The following is a 24,547-nucleotide window of genomic DNA, read 5'->3' as shown; positions in this document are numbered from 1 at the left end:
GCCGTGCAGCCCGACTTAGAGTAGAGGGCTTCCCGTCTCGCCTGGATCCCTCGCATGCTGCCCCTGCCGCTGCCCACCCCGCGCGATCTGCCCGAGCTGCTGGGCAGCCTGCAACAGATCACCCCCCTGCTGGATGCCATGCCCGGCGTGGTGTTCTTCATCAAGGACAGCGCCGCCCGCTATGTCCTGGTCAACCAGACCCTGTGCCAGCGCTGCGCGGTAAACAGCCATCACGAGTTGCTGGGCCAGACCGCCGAACAGGTGTTTCCCTCGCGCTTCGGCCCGCTCTACACCGAGCAGGATCGCCGCGTATTGCAGGGCGGCGGCCCACTCAGCGACCAGCTGGAGTTGCACCTGTACCCCGGCCGCCAGCCGGGCTGGTGCCTGACCCATAAGCTGGCGCTGCGCGACCCGCAGGGTACGATCATCGGCATGGCCGGCATCTCCTACGACCTGCAGGCCCCGCAAGCCAGCCACCCGGCCTACCAACAACTGGCCGCGGTGGACGCGCATATCCGCGAGCACTACGCCCAGCCCATCAGCCTCAAAGACCTCACCGCCATCGCCGGGCTGTCCGTCGCCCAGCTGGAACGCCATTGCAAGCGCATCTTCCAGCTCACCCCGCGGCAGATGATCCACAAGGCGCGCCTGGGCGCGGCCTCGCAGCTGCTGGCCGACCACCTGCCGATCACCGACATCGCCCTGCGCTGCGGCTACACCGATCACAGCGCCTTCAGCCGCCAGTTCAAGGCCCTCACCGGGCTGTCCCCCAGCCAGTATCGCCAGCGTCTGCGCGACGCTTAGCCCGCTGTTACCCCGATTCGTAGCCTAAACGCACATCCCTGGGGCGAGCTGCTCCCTTAGGTGACACCCCGCCCCAGCACGGGCTGTCTGCGAACGCGCCGGCGCCCGCATCCTGAAAAATTCGTGGCTACGCCCCCGCGCCCGCCCTCAGCGGCTCGCGCGGCCCGACAGCGCCGTTCGGCTCCCAGTAAATCTATTCCCCATCACCTCTTGGCACAGCCAGTGCATATTAAATATCGTATACGAAATCCTTGATACGAAAGACGCAGCACCCTTTAACGGCTCGACCCCACACCACCACGAGGCCCCTATGAAAAATCCAACAACTGCCGTAGCCCTCACCGTTGCTCTTAGCGCGTCCCTGATTGGCCAGGCCCAGGCCGACAAACTCGACGACATCATCGAATCGGGCAAACTGCGTTGCGCCGTGACCCTGGACTTCCCCCCCATGGGCTTTCGCGATGAAGGCAACCAGCCCGCCGGTTTCGACGTCGACTACTGCGCTGACCTGGCGAAAGTCCTTGGGGTAACCGCTGAGGTGGTCGAAACGCCGTTCCCGGATCGGATTCCCGCGCTGATCTCAGGCCGTGCCGACATCATCGTCGCCTCGACCTCCGACACCCTCGAACGCGCCAAAACCGTGGCGATGACCGTGCCCTACTTCGCCTTCCAGATGGTGGTGCTGACCCGCGAAGACAGTGGCATCGAAAAATACGCAGACCTCAAGGGTCGTCCGGTGGGTAACACCAGCGGCACCTTCGAGGCTATCGCCCTGGAAAAAGACGTGAAAAGCTGGGGCAATGCCGCCAGCTTCCGCGCTTACCAGAGCCAGAACGACACCATCCTCGCCGTTACCCAGGGTCACATCGACGCCTCTGTGGTGACCAACACAGTGGCGGCCTCGACCCTCAAGTCGGGCAAATACAAAGGCCTCAAAGTGGCCGGCAATGCGCCCTACACCATCGACTACGTGTCCCTGGCGGCCAAGCGCAACGAGTACGGCCTGATCAACTACCTCAACCTCTTCGTCAACCAGCAGGTTCGTTCGGGTCGCTATGCCGAGCTGTACCAGAAGTGGGTCGGCGGCACTCCGGTGGAGCTGACGGTTCCAGGCGTTTACTACTAAGCACGCGCGCCAACACTCCTATCCACTGGTTAACGCACGGTCGCCAACCCGGCCGTGCGGGAGTTAAACATGCCTGAATTCGCAGTAACGGCACGCAGGCTGGTTGCAGGCCATGCACAGGGCGAACTGCTCTATGCCGACGTCGGCCTGAGCTTCTGGGGCGGCGTCGATCCCTTTAGCGGCGAGGTGATCGATCGCCACCATCCCCTCAGCGGCCAGGTCATTGCCGGACGCGTGCTGGCCATCCCCAGTGGCCGCGGCTCCTGCACCGGCAGCAGCGTACTCCTGGAACTGATTCTCAACGGCCATGCCCCTGCCGCACTGGTCGTGGCACATCCCGAAGAAATTCTCAGCCTCGGCGTGCTGATCGCCCAGAGTTTGTTTGACTGCGGCTTGCCCGTCGTCTGCATCGGCCCTGAAGCCTTTTCCCGGCTGCATGACTGCGCCTTTGTCCGCGTTGACGATGATCGGGTTAGCGCCTTCAGCCAGATTCCCGCGGATAATTGGCAAGCGACCACGCCAGCTACCCGCGCCACACCGTGGGCCACGGATCCGATTGCCTTGAACGACACGGACCGCGACTTGCTCGCGGGCAAACACGGCAAGGCCGCCCAGGTCGCCATGCAGATCGTCCTGCAAATGGCCGAGCTCCAGGGCGCCGGCGAATTGATCGATATCAGCCAGGCGCACATCGATGGCTGCATCTATACCGGCCCGGCCAGCCTGCGCTTTGCCGAACAATTGCTTGCCTGGGGGGCGGCCGTCAGAGTGCCGACCACGCTCAACTCGATCTCGGTCGACCAGCGTCTCTGGCGCCAGCAAGGCATCGACCCGGCATTCGGCGAACCCGCCAGCCAGCTCGGCGAGGCGTATATGGCCATGGGGGCGCAACTGAGTTACACCTGCGCACCCTACCTGCTCGACAGCGCGCCGCAGGCCAATGAACAAGTGGTCTGGGCTGAATCCAACGCCGTGGTCTATGCCAACAGCGTACTCGGCGCCCGGACGCAGAAATACCCGGACTATCTGGATATCTGCATCGCCCTGACCGGGCGCGCGCCACTCACCGGCTGTCATCTGGATACCGGCCGCTTGGCCACTCTGCAGATTGACGTAGCGCCGCTCGGCCCGCTCGATGATGCGTTCTATCCACTGCTCGGCTATCACGTCGGCGCGTTGTCCGGCAGCCAGATCCCCGTGCTCAATGGTTTGCAGAACGCGGCGCCGACGCGGGACGATTTAAAGGCCTTTGGCGCCGCATTCGCGACCACCTCCGGCGCCCCGATGTTCCACATCGCCGGGGTGACCCCGGAAGCCGCCAGCCTAGAGCAGGCGCTGGGCGGCCGCCCAGCCCGGCAGATTGAAACAGTCAGCGCCGCCGGCTTGCTCGCTAGTTGGCACGAGCTCAACAGTGCGCCGTCTGCGCAGTTGGGCCTGGTAGCGCTAGGCAATCCGCACTTCTCTTTGAGCGAGTTCGCCGCCTTGGCCGCCTTGTGTGAGGGCCGCCGCAAACACCCCGACGTCGCCCTGGTGATCACCTGCGGACGGCACGTGCAGCAACAAGCCAGTGCGGCTGGCTACCTGGCGACGCTCGATGTATTTGGCGCACAGCTGGTGACCGATACCTGCTGGTGCATGCTCGGCGAGCCGGTGCTCCCGGTCGGCACCAGCAGCCTGATGACCAACTCAGGCAAGTACGCCCACTACGCCCCAGGCCTGGTCGGACGCACGGTGCATTTCGGCAGCCTGGCGGCCTGCGTCGAAGCGGCCTGCCGAGGATTGGTCAGCGGCGAGCTTCCCGCCTGGTTGAGCCAGGCCCATCAGCCAAGGGAACAATTGAGCGATGTTTGACTATAACTTTCACTGGCGCTCGGCTCTAAAGGCACTCCCGGACATGCTCGACGGTGCCTGGGTTACCTTTGAGACGGCCGCGCTATCGATGGTCTTTGGCGTGCTCATCGCGCTGCTGTTGACCGTCATGCGGCAGAGCCAGAACCCGCTGGCGCGGGGCGTTTCCGGGGCCTGGGTCTCGGTGGCGCGGAACACCCCATCGCTGTTTCAGATCTACCTGCTGTACTTCGGCCTCGGCTCGTTCGGCCTGCACATCAGCTCATGGGCCGCACTGCTGGCCGGAATCACGTTCAACAACGCCGGCTACCTGGCAGAGAACTTTCGTGGCGGGCTCAAGGCCGTGCCCGAGACCCAGATGCGCGCGGCCCGTTCACTGGGCATGAGCGCATTCAAGGCCTACCGCTTGATCATAGTCCCGCAGCTGCTGCGCATCGTGTTCTACCCCCTGACCAATCAGATGGTCTGGGCCGTGCTGATGACCTCGCTGGGGGTGATCGTCGGCCTCAACAACGACCTCACCGGGGTGACCCAGGACTACAACGTAAAGACCTTCCGCACCTTCGAGTATTTCGCGCTCGCGGCAGTGCTTTATTACCTGATCGCCAAAGCCATCGTCATGGTCGCCCGCCTACTCGGCTGGCGCCTGTTCCGCTACTAAGAGGGCAATGGCCATGTTGACTACCAGCCTCACCTCAACCGATCTGCTGTTCATGCTCCAGGGTGCCTGGACCACTATTCTGCTAACCCTCTGGTCGATGCTGCTCGGCACATTCGGCGGGGTTATCTGTGGCCTGCTGCGCGCCACCTTGCCGCGAGCCACCCTGCCGCTGGCCTGGGTGCTGGATATCTTCCGCAGTGTGCCGCTGCTGATCCAGTTCGTGCTGTTCAACTCGCTGAAAAGCATCGTCGGCCTCGACTGGAGCGCCTTCACCGTTGCCTGCGTAGTGCTCGGCGTATACGCCACGGCCTATTGCACGGAAGTGGTGCGCAGCGGTGTCCTCGCGGTCTCGCCCAATGTCCGCCGCGCCAGCCGCTCGCTGGGATTGAGCTACTGGCAAGACCTGCGCTACATCGTCATGCCGATGGCCACCCGCGTGGCATTTCCGGGCTGGCTGAACCTGACCCTGTCGGTGATGAAAGACACCGCCCTGGTCATGTGGATCGGCATCATCGAACTGCTGCGCTCCTCACAAACCATAGTCACACGCATCCAAGAACCGCTGCTGGTCCTGTGCATCGCAGGGCTTATCTACTACTTCATCAGCCTGGTTGTGGCCCGTTTGGGTCATCAACTGGAGAAAAGGTGGCAGGAAAATGATTGAGATCGAAAGCGTACACAAATCCTTCGGCGAGCTGGATGTGATCAAGGGCGTCAGCCTGACCGTGGAAAAAGGCGAAGTGGTGTCGATCATCGGCGGCTCGGGCTCGGGTAAGTCGACCCTGCTGATGTGCATCAATGGCCTTGAATCGATTCACCGGGGCAGCATTCGGGTCGACGGCGTCGAGGTGCATGACAAAGCCACCGACCTCAACCAGCTACGGCAGAAGATCGGCATCGTGTTCCAGCAGTGGAACGCCTTCCCGCACCTCACGGTGCTGGAAAACGTCATGCTGGCGCCGCGCAAGGTGCGGGGCCAAAGCCGCGCCGAGGCCGAGGAAATGGCCATCAAGCAACTCACCCACGTCGGCCTCGGCGATAAGTTCAATGTGTTCCCCGGCAAGCTTTCCGGCGGCCAGCAACAGCGCATGGCCATCGCCCGCGCCCTGGCCATGTCGCCGGATTACATGCTGTTCGACGAAGCCACCTCGGCGCTCGACCCGCAGCTGGTCGGCGAGGTGCTGGACACCATGCGCCTGCTCGCCGAAGAGGGCATGACCATGGTGCTGGTGACCCACGAGATCAGCTTCGCCCGCGAGGTGTCCGACCGCGTGGCGTTCTTCCGCGACGGCCTGGTTCATGAGATCGGTACACCCGAACAGGTGCTGGTCAACCCGCAGCGTGCGGAAACCGCCGATTTCCTCAAGTCCGTGCTCTAGGAGAACCCCATGCGCTCTTCCAAGATCATTCATGTGGTCAGCTGCCACGCCGAGGGCGAGGTCGGCGATGTGATAGTCGGCGGCGTGGCCCCGCCGCCCGGCGCCACGATCTGGGCGCAATCGCGCTGGATCGCCGAAGACCAGACCTTGCGCAACTTCATGCTCAACGAGCCGCGCGGCGGCGTGTTCCGCCACGTCAATCTGCTGGTGCCGGCCAAGGACCCACGGGCGCAGATGGCCTGGATCATCATGGAGCCAGCCGACACCCCGCCGATGTCGGGCTCCAACTCGCTGTGCGTGGCCACCGTGCTATTGGAAACCGGCATCCTGCCGATGAGCGAGCCAGAAACCCGCCTGCTGCTGGAAGCCCCCGGCGGCCTGATCGAAGCCGTCGCACAATGCCGCGATGGCAAGGTCGAGCGCGTCGAGGTGCGTAACCTGCCCTCCTTCGCCGACCGCCTGGACGCCTGGATCGAGGTGGAAGGCATCGGCTCGCTGCAGGTGGACACCGCCTATGGCGGCGACAGCTTCGTGATCGCCGACGCCCACGCCCTGGGCTTTGCCCTCAGCGCCGACGAAGCCGCCGACCTGGCCGCCACCGGGCTGAAGATCACCCGGGCGGCCAATCAGCAGCTGGGTTTCGTCCACCCGCTGAACCCGGACTGGGCGCATATCTCCTTCTGCCAGCTGGCGGCGCCGGTGAGCCGCGAGCACGGTATCGTCAGCGCCGCCAACGCGGTGGTGATCCGCCCCGGCAAGGTCGACCGTTCGCCCACCGGCACCGGCTGCTCGGCGCGCATGGCGGTGCTGCACGCCAAGGGCCAGTTGCAGGTCGGCGAGCGCTTTATCGGCCGTTCGATCATCGGTTCCGAGTTCCACTGCCATATCGACAGCCTCTGCGAGGTGGCCGGACGCCCGGCGATCATCCCCTGCCTGTCCGGCCGGGCCTGGATCACCGGCACTCACCAGCATTTGCTCGACCCGAGCGATCCCTGGCCGCAAGGCTATCGATTGTCCGATACCTGGCCGGTCGAGCACTTGGCGTAACCACCGGCGCCGACAACGTAACCCGGATGCAATCCGGGAGAGGTTGCCAGGCAGCGGATTTCCCCGGATTACATCCGGGCTACAGAAGATGCCGTTCACTGCGCTTGAGTGAGCGACATTGCGGAAAGCGACGAGGGCCTTGTGCCCCGCAGCGCAGGCGCCAAGGCAGCAATCTGCCCGACACGCAGCGTATACGAAATACAATCACCACTCAGAGGTATAACCATGAGCAAGCGCGTTAACTGGAGCGGGGTCTTCCCCGCCGTCACCACTCAATTCAACCCCGACTTCTCGGTAAACCTGGAGCAGACCCACAAGGTGATCTCCAACCTGGTGCGCGACGGCGTCTCCGGCCTGGTGGTGTGCGGCAGCGTCGGCGAGAACACCTCGCTGACCATCGAGGAGAAGATGGCCGTCACCGAAGTGGCCAAGGACGCTTCCGCTGGCCGCGTGCCGGTGATCTGCGGCATCGCCGAGTTCACCAGCGCCGGCGCCGCCAAGGTGGCCAAGGCGGTCGAGCGGGTCGGCGTCGACGGCATCATGGTGATGCCCGCGCTGGTCTACTCCTCCAAGCCACACGAGACCGCCGCGCACTTTCGCAGCGTCGCCACGGGCACCGACCTGCCGGTGATGGTCTACAACAACCCGCCGATCTACAAAAACGACGTCACCCCGGAGATCCTCATCTCCCTGGCCGACATCGAGAACGTGGTGTGCTTCAAGGACAGCTCCGGCGACACCCGGCGCTTCGTCGACGTGCGCAACCAGGTGGGCGACCGCTTCATCCTGTTCGCCGGCCTCGATGACGTGGTTCTGGAAAGCATCGCCGTCGGCGCCGAGGGCTGGATCTCCGGCATGTCCAACGTGTTCCCCCAGGAAGGCGAAACCATCTTCCGCCTGTGCAAGGCCGGACGCTTCGACGAAGCCATGCCGATCTACGAATGGCTGATGCCGATCCTCCACCTCGACGCCCGCCCGGATCTGGTGCAGTGCATCAAGCTGTGCGAGGAAATCGCCGGGCGCGGCAACGCCCTGACCCGCCCGCCACGCCTGGCCCTGCAAGGCGAGGATCGCGCCCACGTCGAGACGATCATGGCCAAGGCCATGGCCAACCGCCCCGCCCTGCCGGATGTCGGCCTGTAAGCCGCTGCCCCCAGCCAACAGCGCCACGCTCGGCGACGAGCGCGGCCTTCAACGGAGAACCCCGCATGGCGGAAATTCTCGGTCACAACTACATCGGCGGCGCTCGTAGCGCTGCCGGTCAAGACACCCAGACCAGCTTCAACGCCTGCACAGGCGAAGCGCTGCCCTATCGCTTCAGCCAGGCCACGGCGGCGGAAGTAGATGCCGCCGCACAAGCGGCTGCTGCGGCGTATGGACAGTTCCGCAGCCTGCCGGCCAGCCGCCGCGCCGAGTTTCTCGAGGCCATCGCCGACGAAATAGATGCCCTGGGCGAGGACTTCGTGGCCCTGGTCTGTAGCGAAACCGCCCTGCCGGCAGGACGCATCCAGGGCGAACGGGGCCGCACCAGCGGGCAGATGCGCCTGTTCGCCAAGGTCTTGCGCCGCGGCGACTTCTACGGCGCGCGCATCGATAGTGCCCTGCCCGAGCGCCAGCCGCTGCCGCGCCCGGATGTGCGGCAGTACCACATCGGCGTCGGCCCGGTCGCCGTGTTTGGCGCCAGCAACTTTCCGCTGGCCTTCTCCACCGCTGGCGGCGACACCGCCGCAGCCCTAGCCGCCGGTTGCCCGGTGGTATTCAAGGCGCACAGCGGACACATGGCCACCGCCGAATGCGTGGCCGATGCGCTTATTCGCGCCGCGGAAAAAACCGGTATGCCCGCCGGCGTGTTCAACATGCTCTATGGCAACGGTGTGGGTGCCGACCTGGTCAAGCACCCCCTGATTCAAGCCGTCGGCTTTACCGGCTCGCTCAAGGGCGGCCGGGCACTGTGCGACATGGCCGCCGCTCGCCCGCAGCCGATCCCGGTGTTCGCCGAGATGTCCAGCATCAACCCGGTGCTGCTGTTGCCGGCCGCCCTGCAACAGCGCGGCAGCAAAATCGCCAGCGAACTGAGCGCGTCCGTGGTGCTTGGCTGCGGCCAGTTCTGCACCAATCCGGGCCTGGTGATCGGCTTGCGCTCGGCGGAGTTCAGCGACTTCCTGCAAGACTTCGCCGCCCAGATGGCCGAGCAGCCGGCGCAGACCATGCTCAATGCCGGCACCCTCGATAGTTACCGGCGCGGTGTCGACCGCCTCCTTGCGCACCCTGGCATCGAACACCTGGCAGGCGCCCGGCAAACCGCGGGCAAAGCCCAGCCGCAGCTGTTCCAAGCGGATGTGAGCTTATTGCTGAATGGCGACGAACTGCTCCAGGAAGAAGTTTTCGGCCCGACCACCATTGTGGTCGAAGTGACGGACAAGACCGAACTGCTGGCCGCGCTGCAAGGTTTACACGGACAGCTGAGCGCCACCCTGATCGCCGAAGGTGAAGACCTCGCGCCCTTCGCCGATGTGCTGGCGCTGCTTGAGCAGAAGGTCGGCCGGGTGTTGTTCAACGGCTACCCAACGGGTGTGGAGGTGTGTGACGCGATGGTGCATGGCGGCCCTTACCCTGCCACCTCGGACTCACGCGGCAGCTCGGTGGGCAGCCTTGCCATCAACCGCTTCCTGCGGCCGCTGTGCTACCAGAACTGTCCCGATCAATTGCTCCCGCAAGCCCTGCAAAACGCCAACCCACTGGGCATTGCCCGCTTGGTCGACGGCCTGATGCAGCGCCCATCCATGCCCTGAAAGATGGCGGCTGGGAAGAACGTAGATCGATGCTTTGCCCCGGCTCAATGAGTCGGGGCTTTTTTATACTGCACCTAATCGACCATCAGCGCCTTGAGGTCGTCGTACAAGGCCTGCGGTATCTGCACGCCCTGCTCGGCGCTGCGCGCTCGGGCCTGGTAGCGGCGCTGCGACGGCAGGCGCGCACCCTGGCCCTGGATACTCTCGAACAGCGCCTCGGCCCGCGCCAGATGCTCATCGGCGGCCTCCCCGAGAAAGCGCCGTGGATCAAGCACCACGAGCAGCTCACCGTGATAGGGCGATGACTTGCTGCCCGCGTCATAAGCCAGTGATTCGGCACTGGTCAGATCGCCAATCAGCGGGCCGGCAATCAGCTCCACCATCGCCGCCAGTGCCGAGCCTTTGTGCCCGCCAAAGGTCAGCATGGCGCCGTTCATGACCGCCTCGGCATCCGTGCTCGGCTGACCATGCGGGTCAATCCCCCAGCCCAGCGGGATGGGCTTGCCCGCACGCCGATGCAGCTCGATCTCGCCACGGGCAATCGCACTGGTGGCGAAATCAAAAATAAACGGGTTGTGCCCGACACGTGGCCAACCGAAGGCAATCGGGTTGGTGCCGAACACCGGCTTGCTGCCGCCTGCCGGTGCCACCCAGGCATGGCTTGGGGTAAAGGCGAATGCCACCAGACCGGCCTCGGTCAGCGCCTCGATCTCCACCCACAATGCCGAGAAGTGCACACAGCGATTAATCGCCAGCGCGGCGATCCCGCAATGCCTGGCCTTTTCCACCAGTACCGGCAAGCCGGCCTGAAACGCCAGCTGGGAAAAGCCACCTTTGGCATCCACCCGAACCAGCGCCGGAGCCTGATCGATGATCTGCGGTGCGGCGTCCGCCACGACCTTGCCCGCCTTCAGCGAGCTGACGCAGCCGAGCAGCCGATACAGGCCATGGGAGGCGCAGCCATCGCGCTCGCCGGCCAACACCGTAGCGCTCACCGCCTGTACATGGGGCTCGCTGAAGCCGTTGCTGCGCAAGATGTCCTGCGCCAGTTCGCGCGCTTGTTCCAGGGTCAATCGAATCACGGCCAGCCTCCTCTAATAACCAGGGGTTAGAGTGGCGATTCAGGCTCGACCCGGCTTGACCCCTTTACCCGGACAGGATGACGAATTCGGCACAACTGTGCTCAGGCGAACTGCCCACGCCTCCAGGCCAGTTCGGCAAACAGGGCCTGATCGAGATCGCGCGGCACGCTCATGGCGTTACATGTCCTTGACCGCGTAGATCCCCGGCGCATTGCGCCAGTAGCCCTTGTAATCCATGCCATAGCCGAAGATATAGCGGTCGATACAGGGCAGACCGACGTAATCGGCCTTGAGATCCGGACGCGCCTTGCGCTGGTGATCCTTGTCGATCAGCACCGCGGTGTGCACCGCGCTGGCGCCGGCATGGCGGCAGAAATCGATGATCGCGCCCAGGGTGTGGCCCTCGTCGAGGATGTCGTCGATGATCAGCACGTCGCGGTCGATAAAGGAGATTTCCGGCTTGGCCTTCCAAAACAGCTCGCCGCCGCTGGTTTCGTTGCGGTAACGGGTGGCGTGCAGGTAGGACAACTCCAAGGGAAAGTTGAGCTTGGGCAGCAATTTACCGGAGAAGATCAGGCCGCCGTTCATCACGCAGAACACCACCGGGTTGCGCTCGGCCAACTCGCTATTGATCGCCGCGGCAACCTGGTCGATGGCCGCTTCCACTTCGGTTTCGGGGTACAGGCAATCGGCTTCCAGCATGACTTGGCGGATGTGCGCAAGATCGACGGGCATGGTCTTTCCTCTATGAGTGAACGAACATTGAACAAGCGCGGAACCTGATCGATGCGTCAAAATAAAAGTCGGCAAAGGTACCCATCTGCCTGAGGCGGAGCAAGCCCTTGTGGACAAACCGCCAGAAATACGCGCAATCGGCGACATTGCGCACTAAATTCCCGCACGCCGCGTGCGTCTGCGCGCCAGCGGCGCAACGCCAATGCTAATCTAGCGCAATTTTTTTGCCAGCCCGCCGGAGAACCCGCCATGCCCATCCTCGAGATCCGCCACCCGCTGATTCGCCACAAGCTCGGCCTGATGCGTCGCGCCGACATCAGCACGAAAAATTTCCGCGAACTGGCCCAGGAAGTCGGCGCCCTGCTGACCTATGAGGCGACCAAGGATCTGCCCCTGGAAAACTGCGAAATTCAGGGTTGGTGCGGCACCGTTCAGGTGGAAAAAATCTCCGGCAAGAAGATCACCGTGGTGCCGATTCTGCGCGCCGGTATCGGCATGCTCGACGGCGTGCTCAGCCTGATCCCGGGGGCCAAGGTCAGTGCCGTGGGCGTGGCGCGCAACGAAAAAACCCTGCAAGCACACACCTATCTGGAAAAACTGGTGCCGGAGATCGACGAACGCCTGGCGATGATCATCGACCCGATGCTCGCCACCGGCGGCTCCATGGTCGCCACCATCGACCTGCTGAAGAAGGCCGGCTGCAAGGAAATCCGCGCCATGGTGCTGGTTGCCGCCCCCGAAGGCATCCAGGCGGTGGCCGACGCCCACCCCGACGTGATGATCTTCACCGCCTCGATCGACGAACGCCTCAACGAACATGGCTACATCATTCCCGGCCTCGGCGATGCCGGCGACAAGATCTTCGGCACCAAGCAGAAGGACGCCTGAGCATGCCCGATCACACGCAGGACGCCACCTGGCGCCAGGTTCTGGCCGGTTCGCAGATGCTCTTCGTGGCCTTCGGCGCGCTGGTGCTGATGCCGTTGATCACCGGTATGGATCCCAACGTGGCGTTGTTCACCGCCGGCCTCGGCACCCTGATTTTCCAACTGGTGACCAAGAACCAGGTGCCGGTGTTTCTCGCCTCGAGCTTCGCCTTTATCGCGCCCATCCTCGCCGCCAAGGCCGACTTCGGCCTGCCGGCGACCCTCGGCGGCCTGGTCGCCGCCGGCTTCGCCTACATGCTCCTGGCCGGGGCGGTGAAGCTCAAGGGCACCGGATTTGTCGACCGCCTGCTGCCACCGGTGGTGATCGGCCCGGTGATCATGGCCATCGGCCTGGGCTTGGCGCCGGTGGCGGCGAACATGGCCATGGGCAAGGCCGGCGACGCCAGCGCGCAACTGGTGCCCTATGACATCGCCCTGATGATTTCCCTGCCGGCGCTGCTCACCACCCTGATCGTCGCCGTGGTCGGTCGCGGCATTTTCCGCCTGATCCCGATCCTCTGCGGCATCGCCGTGGGCTACACGCTGGCCTGGCTGTTCGGTGCGGTCGACTTCGCCCCGGTGGCCGCCGCACCCTGGCTGGCCGTACCGAACTTCATCGCCCCCGAACTGCATTGGGGGGCGATCCTGTTCATCCTGCCGGTGGCCATCGCCCCCGCCATCGAACACATCGGCGACGTGCTGGCGATCGGTACCGTGACCGGCAAGAACTACCTGAAAGAGCCCGGCCTGCACCGCACCCTGCTCGGCGACGGCCTGGCCACCTCGGCGGCCGGCCTGCTCGGCGGCCCGCCCAACACCACCTACTCGGAAGTCACCGGCGCGGTGATGCTGACCAAGAACTTCAACCCCAGGGTGATGGTCTGGGCGGCGCTGATCGCCATGCTCCTGGCCTTTATCGGCAAGTTCGGCGCGGTACTGCAGAGCATCCCGGTGCCGGTGATGGGCGGCATTCTCTGCCTGCTGTTCGGCTCCATCGCCGTGGTCGGCCTGAACACCCTGATCCGTCACCAGGTCGATCTGTCCGAGGCGCGCAACCTGGTGATAGTGGCGGTGACCCTGGTGTTCGGCATCGGCGGCATGGTCATCGGTGCCGGCGACATCAGCCTCAAGGGCATCTCGCTGTGCGGCATCATCGCCATTTTGCTCAACCTGCTGCTGCCCGGCGGCCAGGGCTGGCGCAGCAAGGCCCTGAGCGAGGAACAAGGCTAACTAACGCACAATGAAAAGCCCCGCCAAGCGCGGGGCTTTTCATGCCGGGGTTGCTCGGGTTCTTGTGCTTTACAGCATCAACGGCGCCCGCTCACTCAAGCGCTTGAGCGCTGTCACCCAACTGGGGTGATCATTGAGGCAGGGAATCAACTGCAGGGTTTCACCGCCGGCCTGCTGGAATTGCTCCAGGCCGCGATCGCCGATTTCCTCCAGGGTTTCGATGCAGTCGGCGACGAACGCCGGGCACATCACCAGCAGCTTTTTCACCCCCTGCCCGGCCAACGCCTCGAGGCGAGCCTCGGTGTAGGGTTCGATCCATTTGGCTCGCCCCAGACGCGACTGGAAGGCCACCGACCATTGCTCCGCGCGCAGCCCCATGCGCGCGGCAAAGGCTTCGGCGCTCCGCAGGCATTGCGCGCGGTAACAGGTGGCGAGCACTTCAGGCGGCGCCGCACGGCAGCAATCGGCGTCCTTCAGGCAATGCCCGCCGGGATCGAGCTTGTGCAGATGGCGCTCCGGCAACCCGTGAAAGCTCAGCAACAGGTGGTCAAAACCCTGATCGAGGTACGGTTTGGCGCTGTCGACCAGCGCATCGAGGTATTCCGGCTGATCGTAGAACGGCGGCAGGATGGAGAAACTCATATCCAGGCTGCGCGCCCGCACCACCCGCTTGACCTCCTCGATCACCGTGGTGGTGGTGCTATCGGCGAACTGCGGGTAAAGCGGCGCCAAGGTCACCCGCTGGACGCCTTGCGCGGCCAGACGCTGGAGCACCGTGTCGATCGACGGCTCGCCGTAACGCATCGCCAGTTCGACCGGGCCTTGCGTCCATTGCGCCCTCATCGCGTCCTGCAGACGCTTGCTCAACACCGTCAGGGGCGAACCTTGCTCCCACCAGATCGACGCATAGGCATGCGCCGAAGCCGCCGGCCGCTTGATCAGGATCAGCGAGACCAACAAACGCCGCAACGGCCAGGGCAGATCGACCACATAGGGATCCATCAAAAATTGATTGAGATAGCGCCGTACATCAGCCACTGCGGTCGACGCTGGGGAGCCCAGATTGACCAGCAGCAAGGCGTGATTACTCATGAAAAATCCTTATCAGTCAGTGTTGGCCCAGCACATCCGCCAGGGCAGTATCCAGATCGGTGAAACGAAAACGGAAACCAGCTTCGCTCAGACGCACCGGCAATGCACGCTGGCCGCCCAGCAGCAAACCGGACAATTCGCCCAGGCCGACGCGCAACACCAGGGCCGGCACCGGCAATAACGCCGGGCGGTGCACGGCACGACCCAGCGCACGGCTAAACTCGGCATTGCGAACCGGGTTAGGGGCGCAGGCATTATAAGGACCGCTGGCCTGTTCCTGCTGCAAGAGAAAATCCATCAGGGCAATTTGATCGGCCAAATGAACCCAGGGCATCCATTGCCGACCATCGCCCAGGCGCCCGCCCAAACCGAGTTTGAATGGCAGCAACAGGCGTTTGAGAAAGCCACCGTCCCTCGCCAGCACCAGACCGGTGCGCACCAGCACCACACGAATACCCATGGCTTCGGCGCGCTGCGCGGTTTCTTCCCAGGCGCCGCATAGTTGCGCGGCGAAATCCTCACAGACCGGCGGCGAATCCTCATGCAGCTCGCGCTCACCGCCGTCGCCATACCAGCCCAGCGCCGAACCGGACAGCAACACCCGCGGCTTTTCTGCGCGCTCCTGCAACCAGCTCAGCAGTTGCTCGGTGAGGGCGATGCGACTGGCCCAGAGCAGGCTCTTGCGCTTGCTGGTCCAGGGTCGGTCGGCAATGGGGGCGCCGGCCAGATTGACCACGGCGTCCACCTTCTCATCGCCCAGATCGGCGAGCCGGCCGATGCCGCGAACCTGCGCCCCGCACAGCGCTGCGACCCGCTGCGGGCGGCGGCTCCACACCGTCAACTGGTGCCCCTGCGGCGCCCAATGATGACAAAGAGCGCGACCGATCAACCCGGTACCCCCGGTCAACACTATGTGCATGGCATTCTCCTCGCGTGACCTTAGCCGCTCTAATAACCACCAGTCTGGTTTATGTCGGGGCAACGTGCCTTTAATCCGGCTCAGGATTGTCTTTAATGAAAGAGAGGCACGATTGCAGCCGATAAATTCTGTACATAACAACAACACTGTATAGCTTTTGTCTAAAGCGTAGCCTGATGCTCTAACGCAAGGGGTAGATCATGACCGCACCCATCGCCATCATCGGCACCGGCATCGCCGGACTGTCCGCCGCCCAGACCCTGCACGCCGCCGGACACGAGGTTCAATTGTTCGACAAGAGCCGCGGCAGCGGCGGCCGCATGGCCAGCAAGCGTAGCGATGTCGGCGCCCTGGATCTGGGCGCACAGTACTTCACGGCTCGCGATCGCCGCTTCGTCGATGTGGTTCAGCAATGGCAGGCCCGCGGCTGGGTCGCCGAATGGACGCCGAGCCTTTATCACTCGCGCAACGGCCAACTCAGCGCCTCGCCGGACGAGCAGGTGCGCTGGGTCGGCAGCCCGCGCATGAGCGCCATCACCCGCGCCATGCTCGGCGCTTTGCCGGTGCATTTCTCCTGCTGGATCACCGAAGTGTTTCGCGGCCCGCAGCACTGGCATCTGCAAGATGCCGAAGGCCATAGCCACGGCCCCTTCAGTCATGTGCTGATCGCCGCTCCGGCACCGCAAGCCAGCACCCTGCTGGCGGCCGCACCAAAACTCGCCGGCGCAGCGGCCAGCGTGGTCATGGAGCCGACCTGGGCGGTCGCCCTGGCCTTCGCCAGCCCGCTGAACACCAAGGTGGACGGCTGCTTCGTGCAAGACAGCCCGCTCGACTGGCTGACCCGTAACCACAGCAAACCCGGCCGCGACAGCAGCCCGGATACCTGGGTACTGCATGCCAGCAGCAGCTGGAGCAAACAGCACCTGGACATGGACAAGGAGACGGTGATCGAACACTTGCACGGCGCCCTTGCCGAGTTGATCGACTGCGCCATGCCCGCTCTCACCTTCGGCCTGGCGCACCGCTGGCTCTATGCCCGCCCGGCCAGCGCCCACCAGTGGGGCTCGCTGGCCGATGCCGACCTCGGCCTGTATGCCTGCGGCGACTGGTGCCTGTCCGGCCGGGTCGAGGGTGCCTGGCTGAGCGGCCAGGACGCGGCGCGCAAACTGCTCGCCCACCTGCAATGAACAAGAGCGCAACCGAGGCGGCCTACGGCGCACAGATGGCGGGAGCGCGCGGCCACATCTTCACGCAGCAATCGCCGTCCTGTGGCCTGGAGCGGGTCAAGGTTTACCAGGACAACGGCCGCCCCAGCGAAGCCAAGGGCCGCGGCATCTACTCCGCGGCATTCTGTGCCCGACGCCCGGATCTGCCGGTGGAGCAAGACGGCCGGCTCAACGCCCCCATTCTGCGCGAGAACTTCATCGCCCGCGCGTACGCCTACGCGCAATGGCAGCAACTGCTGCGCGACGGCCTGACCCGCAAGACCCTGCTGGACTTCCACTCGCGCTACAAATACCTGTTGATGGCCACCCATCCGCGGCAGTACCAGGCGCTCGGGCGCCTGCTCGGCAACCTGCACCAGCATGATCTGCAGCAGTTGGCGCCGCGTTACTTCAGCGAGCTGATGGCGGCGCTGAAGAAGTGCGCGACCCGACGCAGCCACAGCAACACGCTGCAGCACCTCAGCGGCTACCTCAAGCGAGCCCTGGACAGCGCAGAACGGCAGGAAATGCAGCGCCTGATCGAGCAATACCGCAACGGCGTCGTGCCGCTGGCGGTGCCCCTGACCCTGCTCAAGCACCACTTGCGCCGCCACCCGAACAGTTACCTGGCCACGCAGGTTTATCTGCAACCCATCCAGAAATCCTCAGCCTGCGTAATGCCCTCTGAACATGGATGACCTCACTCAGCAAGACTCGCCCGCCGCTGCCGGCGACGACTGCCCGCACGCACTGGCCAAGGATTGCCTGCCGATCCGCGCGGTGGCCCGGCTTACCGGCGTGAACGCCGTGACCCTGCGGGCCTGGGAGCGCCGTTACGGTCTGATCGTGCCGCACCGCACGCCCAAGGGGCACCGTCTCTACTCGGCCGAACATGTGGCGCAAATCCAGACCATCCTCACCTGGCTCAAGCGCGGCGTCTCGGTTGGCCAGATCAAAGGCCTGCTGCGCGCCAATCAGCCAGCGGTTGTCGAAACCCCCTCGCCGTGGGACGAGAAGTGCCAGCGCCTGCAAGCAGCCATCTACAGCCTGGCCGAACGGCGCCTGGACGAGTGCTTCAATAGCGAACTGGCTCTCTACTCGCCGCATACCCTGTGCCAACAGCTGCTGCTGCCGCTGCTCGATGCCCTGCAACTGCGCTGGCGCGGCCAGTTCGGCGCCCAGGCCGAGCAGGTATTTTTCTACTCCTGGCTGCGCAGCAAGCTCGCCGCGCGGGTCTACCACAACAACCGCCAGCAGGACGGCGCGCCCCTGCTGCTGGCCAATCTTTCCGACTTGCCGATGGAACCGGGGCTGTGGCTCACCGCCTGGCTGGCCAGCAACGCCGGCGCGGCGGTCAACGTCTTCGACTGGCCGCTGCCGCCAGCGGAACTGGCCATGGCCGTGGAGCACATCCAGCCGCGCGCACTGCTGCTGTATTCCAGCCAGGCGCTGAACAGCGCGCATTGGCCGCGCTTGCAGGCGGGATACGCCTGCCCGTGCCTGGTCATCGGCCCGGCGGCGCACATCCATCGTCAGGAGTTGCAGGCCCTGGCGCGGCAGAACAGCGCGCTGGGCATGGCACATGACCCGCTTAGCGCCCTGCAAATGCTCTTCGACCGCCACCTGCTGGACAGCCAATGACCACGCCACAACTGCTATGGCTGCGCACCGACCTGCGCGTACAGGACAACAGCGCACTGGCCGCGGCCATGGCGGCCGGGCCAACGGTCGCGCTGTTCCTGCTCAGCCCCGCGCAGTGGCAAGCCCATGACGATGCGCCGAGCAAGGTCGATTTCTGGCTGCGCAACCTGAGTGAGCTGACCCGCGAACTGGCCGCGCTTAACGTACCCCTGCTGGTGCGTCAGGCCGAGGACTGGAGCGCCGCACCGCGGGTAATCGCCGAGTTGTGCCAGCAGCTGCAGATTGGCAGCGTTCAGGTCAACGAGGAATACGGCGTCCACGAAAGCCGCCGCGACCAGGCCGTGGCCCGGGTTCTGGACGCGCAGGGCATCGGCTTCCACAGCCACCTCGATCAGCTATTGTTCAGGCCCGGCAGCGTGCTGACCCAGTCCGGCGGCTACTTCCAGGTCTACAGCCAGTTCCGCAAGGCCTGCTACCAGCGCCTGCACAGCGCCCTGCCCGCGCCGATCAAGCGCCCGACCGCGCAGGCGCCGCTGAATATCGCCAGCGACCCCGTTCCCGGCGCGGTGCCCGGCTTTAGCCAACCCGACGCCAGCCTGCGCCAGCTCTGGCCGGCCGGCGAACAAGAAGCCAACAGGCGCCTGCTCGACTTTGCCGACGAGCAGATCAACCACTACCAGCACGAACGCGACTTTCCGGGCAAACCCGGCACCAGCCGCTTGTCCGCCTACCTCGCCGCCGGCGTACTGTCGCCACGCCAGTGCCTGCACACCGCCCTGCACGCCAATCGGGGCGAGTTCGACAGCGGCCACAGCGGTGTCGTCAGCTGGATCAACGAACTGCTCTGGCGCGAGTTCTATAAACACATCCTGGTCGGCTACCCGCGCGTCGCCATGCACCGCGCCTTTCGCCCGCAAACCGACGCCGTGGCCTGGCGCCAGGCGCCGGACGAACTGGCCGCCTGGCAACAAGGCCGCACCGGTTTGCCGATCATCGATGCGGCGATGCGCCAACTGCTCGCCACCGGCTGGATGCACAACCGCCTGCGCATGGTGGTGGCGATGTTCCTGAGCAAGAACCTGCTGCTCGACTGGCGCGAAGGCGAGCGCTTCTTCATGCGCCACCTGATCGACGGCGACCTGGCCGCCAATAACGGCGGCTGGCAATGGAGCTCGTCGACCGGCACCGACTCCGCCCCCTATTTCCGCATCTTCAACCCGCTCAGCCAAGCGCAGCGCTTCGACCCGGACGGCAGCTTTATCCGCCACTGGCTGCCGGAGTTGGCCGGATTGAACGACCAGGACATCCACAACCCGGCGGCCATGGGCGGCCTGTTCGGCGTGGCGGATTATCCGCGGCCAATTGTCGACCTCGCCAGCAGCCGCACCCGCGCCCTGGCAGCCTTCAGGCGCCTGCCGCACCTGGCGCAGGAGCCACCGGTTTGAGCGACTTCCTGCGCCAGCTCGGCCAGGTCTTCGCGGCCCCGAACAAGGCCAACCTCAGCGAACTGCGCTTCGACTTCTGCGGCTTCGCTCAGGTGCGACCCGGCGCAGGCTACCTGTGCTATTGCGAGGGCGGCTTCATCGAGCGCACCATCGGCACCGCACAATTGCTGCCGGCCAAGCCGGCGACGCAACCGCAACCCCTGCCAGGAAAACTCGATGCCTAAACTGATCGCCAACGCCCTCCTCTTTCAGCTCGGCTGGCTCGCCTGCGTACTCGGCGGCGACAGCCCGTGGCTGCTGATAGTCGCGGCGGCATTGGCCGTGCACCTACGGTGGTTCAGCAGTTGGGCCGCCGAGGGCAAACTGCTGCTCAGCGTCTTTCTCGCCGGCAGCGCCCTGGACAGTTTTTTGCTCAACCTCGGGGTGTTCGACTTCGGCGAACCGCGCAGCCTGATCCCGCTGTGGCTAGCCCTGCTCTGGCTGCTGCTGGCCACCACGCTCAACCATTGCCTGGCCTGGACGGCCCGAGCCTGGTGGCGCGCCAGCCTGCTCGGCGCCTGCGCCGGCCCGTTGTCCTATTATGGCGGCGCCCAGCTTGCCGGCGTCGGCATGCCTTACGGCACCTGGCAAACCCTAGTGTTGCTCGCCGCGATCTGGGCGCTGGTGCTGCCCGTGCTGCATGCTTTCGCCAGGCTCTATCGCAGCCAGTACGAACAAGGCGTGCGCGCGCGCCAATCGACCTAGGGTGGAAAACCGCGGCGCGCTTTCCACCCGCCGCCGCCAGGCAAGACCCGCCTGGCGCATCGCCGCTACACCCAAGCGCCAGCCACCCTACGTCGACAGCCGGGCAACCGGGAGGCAGACATGGCGTACACTGCAGCCATGACCGAAAACCGCCAGATCCCCCTCACCCAATTGCCCAGCGAAGCTGCCGTCAGTTGCTCCAACTGCGCCGCCTGCTGCTGCCAGCTGGAAGTGATGTTGATCACCGACACCGGGGTACCGCCACGCTTCATCGCCACCGACGACTGGGGCGGCGAAGTCATGTTGCGTCTGGATGACGGCTGGTGCGCGGCGCTGGATCGCGACAGCATGCGCTGCACCATCTATGCGGTGCGCCCGCTGATCTGCCGCGAGTTCGAGACGGCCTCCAGCGAATGCCTGGACGAGCGCCGCGGCATGCCCAGTATCTATCGCTGAACCGGGCTTATTGCAGAAATAAAAAATCGGCCGACCGGCCGATTTTTTTTGTGCCGCGCTCTAGCAGGCCGTTGAAAAATGTAGGCGAGGCAGCCGAGGCTAGGCAAAAACAGGCGCAACGTAACGCAGCGCAGTAACAGCCGCAGGCTGGCCCCGAAGGGGGGAGCGTAGCGAATCAAAAGCGCAGTTTACGGGTTGTAAATGAGCATTTTGAGCCTGTTTTTAACGACGCATCGGCAACGCAGGTAGTTTTTCAACGGCCTGCTAGAAACTCAAACGGTAATGCAGGGTATAGGCCTCGACGCCGTTGTTCGGCTCCTTCAAGCCGGCATTGGAGTAGTGCAGCGCGCGCAGGCCGACTTCCTGGTCGGCGAAGCGCAGGCCAACGCCCAGGCGATCCTCGAACTGGAAGGACGAGCCCAAGTCGTTGTCTTCCAGCTCGGTGCTGCTGAAAAATGCCAGGCCGATGCCGGCTTCGACATAGGGTCTGACCGTCTCGCCGGCGAATTCGTAGACGAATACCGGGCTGAACGACAGGCTGTGATTGCTGGCCGTCTCGTCGCCTTCCCAGTAGGTATAACCGGCATCCCAGTAGCCGGTCAGGCGACCTACATCGCTCTGCACCCAGCTGCGGTTGAAGTCGAACTGGGTGCCCAGCCGGTAGACCATGGTCGAGTCGCCGGACTGGCCAATGGCAAAAGTCACGTCAGCCGCTTGCGCAGCGCCAACCGACCCGATAGTCAAAGCCGCAAGCGCAGCCGCAGTAAACAGCTTGTTCATTGGCATATCCTTTTTTACCCGGTGGAAGGAGCTCCACCCATCGCTGCTGGGAGTATAGAAATATTTGTTCCTAATGGAAGACTGACAATAGATAAACATGCAGTCGTGGCGCAATTACAGCGCCCGCACCGACGCCGCCTCCCCCCACAACCGGGGCAACACCGCCTGCATGCGCCGCGGTTCGGCGCTCGACCAAAAACGCGCCGCCTGTGCCGGCCCGCTGGCCAACAGCTGGCGCTCGCCGAGCCTGCGTTGCAGCTGCCGCGCCACCGCCGCGCCGGTGTCGATCAGGCGCACCGACTCTGGCAGCAACTGGTGCAACAGCGGCTTGATAAAGGGGTAATGGGTACAGCCGAGAATCAGCGTGTCGCAGCCTTCGGCCAGCAGTGGCTGCACCCAGCCCTGCAGCATTGCGCGAGTCTGCGCGCCATCCAGCTCGCCGGCCTCGATCCGCTCGACCAGGCCCGGGCACGGCTGGGTGATCACCCGCACATCGCTGGCGAAGCGGTCGAGCAAGGCGGCGAACTTGGCGCTCTGCAAGGTGCCGGTGGTGGCCAGCACGCCGACCACCCCGGAACGGGTGGCGGCGGCAGCCGGCTTGACCGCCGGCTCCATGCCGACGATCGGCAACTGCGGGTACAGCTCGCGCAATTCGGCGACCCCTGCCGCAGTCGCGGTGTTGCAGGCCAGCACCAACGCCTTGGCGCCTCGTGCGAGGAGAAACGCGGCGAGGTATCGACAGCGCTGGCGGATAAACTCCGGACTCTTCTCGCCATAGGGCACATGCCCGCTGTCGGCTACATAGAGCAGCGATTCGTCGGGCAGCAACGCACGAATCTCGCCCAGCACCGACAGCCCGCCGACGCCGGAATCGAATACGCCGATTGGCGCGTCATGCCTCACGGCCAACACCGCCACAGACGCTGCAGGCCGGGTCACGCTTGACCCGCAGCTCACGAAAACGCGAGCCCAGCGCATCGATCAGAAGCAAGCGACCGACCAGAGGCTCGCCGAACTGCGCCAGCAACTTCAAGGCCTCCAAGGCCTGCAAGCTGCCAACCAGGCCCACCAACGGGCCGACCACACCGGCCTCGCTGCAGGTCAGTTCGGCTTCGCTGCCGTGACCGTACAAGCAGTGATAACAGGGGCTGTCGCCACGCCGCGGATCGAACACCGAGAGCTGACCCTCCAGGCGAATCGCCGCGCCACTGACCAGCGGCTTGCCCGCCGCCACGCAGGCGGCGTTGACCGCCACGCGGGTGGCGAAGTTGTCCGAGCAGTCCAGCACCAGATCCACCGCGCCGACTGCCGCCGCCAGCGAATCGGCATCCAGGGCACGGCGATGGGTTTGCAGACGAATCTGCGGATTGATCGCCAGCAGGCGCTGCGAGGCCGAGTCGACCTTGCTCTGGCCGATGCTGTGGGTGTCATGGGCGATCTGCCGCTGCAGGTTGGTCAGATCCACCCTGTCGAAATCCGCCAGGTGCAATTCGCCAACCCCGGCCGCGGCCAGGTACAGCGCCACCGGCGAGCCCAATCCGCCCAGGCCGACGATCAGCGCGCGGCTGTGCTTGAGGCGCAACTGGCCGTCGACATCGATCTGTTGCACCAGGATCTGCCGGCTGTAGCGCAGCAGCTCCTCGTCACTCAACATGTCCTGCTGGTTCATGGGGTCACTCATGCGGCTGTTGCTGAAGAAAACGTCCGAGACTGATGCGCTCATGGCCGCCCAGGTCACGCCGGCTCTCCACCGCGCTAAATCCGCGCGCGGCGAGCAACCCGCGTACGGCGGCGGCCTGGTCGAAACCGTGTTCCAGTAACAGCCAGCCACCCGCCTCGAGATAGTCCGGCGCTTGTTCGATGATCAGGCGTATATCGTCCAACCCATCGACCCCGGCCACCAACGCGCTGCTCGGCTCGAAGCGCAGATCGCCCTCGCGCAGATGCTGGTCATCGGCGGCGATATACGGCGGATTGCTGACGATCAGCCGATAACGCCGGCCGGCCAACGCGCTGAACCAATGGCTCTCGACAAAGACGGCATTAACCAGTCCGAGCCGCGCCCGGTTGCGCTCGGCCAGGGCCACCGCCTGCGGTATCCGATCGACACCGCTCACCTGCCAGGCCGGTCGTTCGCTGGCCAGGGCCAGGGCAATCGCGCCGGTGCCGGTGCCCAGGTCGAGCACCGCCGCGGGCGTGGCCGGAATCAGCTGCAACCCGCTTTCCACCAGCAACTCGGTGTCCGGGCGGGGAATCAGGGTGTGCGCGGCAACATCCAGCTCCAAACTCCAGAACCCTTGGCGACCGAGAATATGCGCCACCGGCTCGCCGGCCTGACGCCGCGCCAGGGCGGCGGCAAAGCGCGCGCCCTGTGCGGCGTCGACTTCACGCTCGGGCCAGGTGTGCAGGTAGCTGCGCGACTTGCCCAGGGCGTGGCCGAGCAACAGCTCGAGATCCAGCCGCGGCGTCGGCGAGTCGGGCAATTCGGCGTGGTTGAGCAGGGCTTCGATTGTGACCATGGCTGCGTTTTCGTAGGAGCCAGCTTACTGGCGATCAAAGAGCGTCAAGCATCGCGAGCAAGCCCGCTCCGTAGCCCGGATAAGCGTCAGCGCAATCCGGGAGCCGCGCGTCCCGG

The 24,547-nt window shown here is 64.8% G+C and carries 25 protein-coding genes and 1 pseudogene; 18 read left to right on the top strand and 8 right to left on the bottom strand.

Going from position 1 to position 24,547, the window contains the following annotated elements:
• Positions 1-54: 54 nt before the first annotated feature.
• From P8H27_RS15910 to P8H27_RS15870, 9 genes are all read left to right on the top strand, one after another.
• Positions 55-804 (top strand): AraC family transcriptional regulator, encoded by a 750-nt coding sequence (locus P8H27_RS15910; RefSeq protein ID WP_289638584.1) that lies wholly within the window; start codon positions 55-57, stop codon positions 802-804.
• A 310-nt stretch (positions 805-1,114) separates the two neighbouring features.
• Complete coding sequence (locus P8H27_RS15905; protein ID WP_289638583.1) at positions 1,115-1,930, top strand: transporter substrate-binding domain-containing protein; 816 nt, start codon at positions 1,115-1,117, stop codon at positions 1,928-1,930.
• Between the two features lie 69 nt (positions 1,931-1,999).
• Positions 2,000-3,781: an aconitase family protein gene (locus tag P8H27_RS15900; RefSeq protein ID WP_289638582.1), complete on the top strand. Its 1,782-nt coding sequence runs from the start codon at positions 2,000-2,002 to the stop codon at positions 3,779-3,781.
• Entirely contained in the window at positions 3,774-4,439 is a 666-nt protein-coding gene (locus tag P8H27_RS15895; protein ID WP_289638581.1) for an amino acid ABC transporter permease, read from the top strand. Before P8H27_RS15900 ends, P8H27_RS15895 begins: the two co-directional genes overlap by 8 nt.
• A gap of 13 nt (positions 4,440-4,452) precedes the next feature.
• The gene (locus P8H27_RS15890; RefSeq protein WP_289638580.1) at positions 4,453-5,103 is read left to right on the top strand and encodes an amino acid ABC transporter permease; all 651 of its coding nucleotides are present in this window, start codon (positions 4,453-4,455) and stop codon (positions 5,101-5,103) included.
• On the top strand, positions 5,096-5,818 hold the full coding sequence (locus P8H27_RS15885) for an amino acid ABC transporter ATP-binding protein (RefSeq protein WP_289638579.1): 723 nt from the start codon (positions 5,096-5,098) through the stop codon (positions 5,816-5,818). The genes P8H27_RS15890 and P8H27_RS15885 overlap by 8 nt, the downstream gene beginning before the upstream one ends.
• A 9-nt stretch (positions 5,819-5,827) precedes the next feature.
• On the top strand, positions 5,828-6,865 hold the full coding sequence (locus P8H27_RS15880) for a proline racemase family protein (RefSeq protein ID WP_289638578.1): 1,038 nt from the start codon (positions 5,828-5,830) through the stop codon (positions 6,863-6,865).
• Between the two features lie 225 nt (positions 6,866-7,090).
• Entirely contained in the window at positions 7,091-8,008 is a 918-nt protein-coding gene (locus P8H27_RS15875; RefSeq protein WP_289638577.1) for a dihydrodipicolinate synthase family protein, read from the top strand.
• Between the two features lie 65 nt (positions 8,009-8,073).
• Positions 8,074-9,657, top strand: coding sequence for an aldehyde dehydrogenase (NADP(+)) (locus tag P8H27_RS15870; protein WP_289638576.1), 1,584 nt, complete (start codon positions 8,074-8,076; stop codon positions 9,655-9,657).
• 74 nt (positions 9,658-9,731) lie between these two features.
• On the opposite strand, the gene P8H27_RS15865 is transcribed toward P8H27_RS15870, so the two are convergent.
• Together P8H27_RS15865 and P8H27_RS15860 are read right to left on the bottom strand one after the other, a co-directional pair.
• Positions 9,732-10,739 carry an Ldh family oxidoreductase gene (locus tag P8H27_RS15865; RefSeq protein WP_289638575.1) on the bottom strand — a complete coding sequence of 336 codons (1,008 nt, stop codon included), beginning with the start codon at positions 10,737-10,739 and terminating at the stop codon, positions 9,732-9,734.
• A gap of 177 nt (positions 10,740-10,916) precedes the next feature.
• Positions 10,917-11,474, bottom strand: a complete 558-nt coding sequence (locus P8H27_RS15860) for a hypoxanthine-guanine phosphoribosyltransferase (protein ID WP_289638574.1) — start codon at positions 11,472-11,474, stop codon at positions 10,917-10,919.
• 249 nt (positions 11,475-11,723) lie between these two features.
• Here P8H27_RS15860 and upp point away from each other — a divergent pair, with 249 nt between their 5' ends.
• Together upp and P8H27_RS15850 are read left to right on the top strand one after the other, a co-directional pair.
• Positions 11,724-12,362 (top strand): uracil phosphoribosyltransferase, encoded by a 639-nt coding sequence (upp, locus tag P8H27_RS15855; RefSeq protein ID WP_289638573.1) that lies wholly within the window; start codon positions 11,724-11,726, stop codon positions 12,360-12,362.
• A gap of 2 nt (positions 12,363-12,364) precedes the next feature.
• Positions 12,365-13,630 carry a uracil-xanthine permease family protein gene (locus P8H27_RS15850; protein WP_289638572.1) on the top strand — a complete coding sequence of 422 codons (1,266 nt, stop codon included), beginning with the start codon at positions 12,365-12,367 and terminating at the stop codon, positions 13,628-13,630.
• A 69-nt stretch (positions 13,631-13,699) separates the two neighbouring features.
• Here P8H27_RS15850 and hemH read toward each other — a convergent pair whose 3' ends face one another.
• The gene (gene hemH / locus P8H27_RS15845; RefSeq protein WP_289638571.1) at positions 13,700-14,722 is read right to left on the bottom strand and encodes a ferrochelatase; all 1,023 of its coding nucleotides are present in this window, start codon (positions 14,720-14,722) and stop codon (positions 13,700-13,702) included.
• A 16-nt stretch (positions 14,723-14,738) separates the two neighbouring features.
• Positions 14,739-15,641, bottom strand: coding sequence for a TIGR01777 family oxidoreductase (locus P8H27_RS15840; protein ID WP_289638569.1), 903 nt, complete (start codon positions 15,639-15,641; stop codon positions 14,739-14,741).
• 200 nt (positions 15,642-15,841) lie between these two features.
• On the opposite strand from P8H27_RS15840, the gene P8H27_RS15835 reads away from it, so the two are divergent.
• The 7 genes and pseudogenes from P8H27_RS15835 to P8H27_RS15805 all read left to right on the top strand — a co-directional run bounded on the left by P8H27_RS15835 (position 15,842) and on the right by P8H27_RS15805 (position 21,132).
• Positions 15,842-16,828 (top strand): NAD(P)/FAD-dependent oxidoreductase, encoded by a 987-nt coding sequence (locus P8H27_RS15835; RefSeq protein ID WP_289638568.1) that lies wholly within the window; start codon positions 15,842-15,844, stop codon positions 16,826-16,828.
• Positions 16,829-16,845: 17 nt separating this feature from the next.
• Positions 16,846-17,534: pseudogene (locus P8H27_RS15830) on the top strand (YbgA family protein); the annotation flags it as partial.
• Between the two features lie 2 nt (positions 17,535-17,536).
• Complete coding sequence (locus P8H27_RS15825; protein ID WP_289638567.1) at positions 17,537-18,487, top strand: MerR family transcriptional regulator; 951 nt, start codon at positions 17,537-17,539, stop codon at positions 18,485-18,487.
• Positions 18,484-19,932 (top strand): deoxyribodipyrimidine photo-lyase, encoded by a 1,449-nt coding sequence (gene phrB / locus P8H27_RS15820; protein ID WP_289638566.1) that lies wholly within the window; start codon positions 18,484-18,486, stop codon positions 19,930-19,932. The genes P8H27_RS15825 and phrB overlap by 4 nt, the downstream gene beginning before the upstream one ends.
• Complete coding sequence (locus P8H27_RS15815) at positions 19,929-20,156, top strand: hypothetical protein (protein WP_289638642.1); 228 nt, start codon at positions 19,929-19,931, stop codon at positions 20,154-20,156. The genes phrB and P8H27_RS15815 overlap by 4 nt, the downstream gene beginning before the upstream one ends.
• A complete protein-coding gene (locus P8H27_RS15810; RefSeq protein ID WP_289638565.1) occupies positions 20,149-20,676 on the top strand; it encodes a DUF2878 domain-containing protein in 528 nt (175 codons plus the stop codon). Before P8H27_RS15815 ends, P8H27_RS15810 begins: the two co-directional genes overlap by 8 nt.
• A 138-nt stretch (positions 20,677-20,814) precedes the next feature.
• Positions 20,815-21,132, top strand: coding sequence for a YkgJ family cysteine cluster protein (locus P8H27_RS15805; protein ID WP_289638638.1), 318 nt, complete (start codon positions 20,815-20,817; stop codon positions 21,130-21,132).
• A 264-nt stretch (positions 21,133-21,396) separates the two neighbouring features.
• Here the strand turns inward: P8H27_RS15805 and P8H27_RS15800 are convergent, their stop codons facing one another.
• From P8H27_RS15800 to prmC, 4 genes are all read right to left on the bottom strand, one after another.
• The gene (locus tag P8H27_RS15800; protein ID WP_289638564.1) at positions 21,397-21,912 is read right to left on the bottom strand and encodes an acyloxyacyl hydrolase; all 516 of its coding nucleotides are present in this window, start codon (positions 21,910-21,912) and stop codon (positions 21,397-21,399) included.
• Between the two features lie 114 nt (positions 21,913-22,026).
• Positions 22,027-22,821, bottom strand: coding sequence for a glutamate racemase (murI, locus tag P8H27_RS15795; protein ID WP_374761361.1), 795 nt, complete (start codon positions 22,819-22,821; stop codon positions 22,027-22,029).
• Entirely contained in the window at positions 22,805-23,566 is a 762-nt protein-coding gene (locus tag P8H27_RS15790; protein WP_289638637.1) for a molybdopterin-synthase adenylyltransferase MoeB, read from the bottom strand. Before P8H27_RS15790 ends, murI begins: the two co-directional genes overlap by 17 nt.
• A gap of 19 nt (positions 23,567-23,585) precedes the next feature.
• The gene (gene prmC / locus P8H27_RS15785; RefSeq protein WP_289638562.1) at positions 23,586-24,431 is read right to left on the bottom strand and encodes a peptide chain release factor N(5)-glutamine methyltransferase; all 846 of its coding nucleotides are present in this window, start codon (positions 24,429-24,431) and stop codon (positions 23,586-23,588) included.
• Positions 24,432-24,547: the final 116 nt, after the last annotated feature.

It is taken from the genome of Pseudomonas sp. sp1636, from assembly GCF_030376615.1.
Lineage (GTDB): Bacteria > Pseudomonadota > Gammaproteobacteria > Pseudomonadales > Pseudomonadaceae > Aquipseudomonas.
The sequence above is the reverse complement of the archived record's forward strand: the minus strand, read 5'-3'. Positions and strand labels throughout refer to the sequence as shown.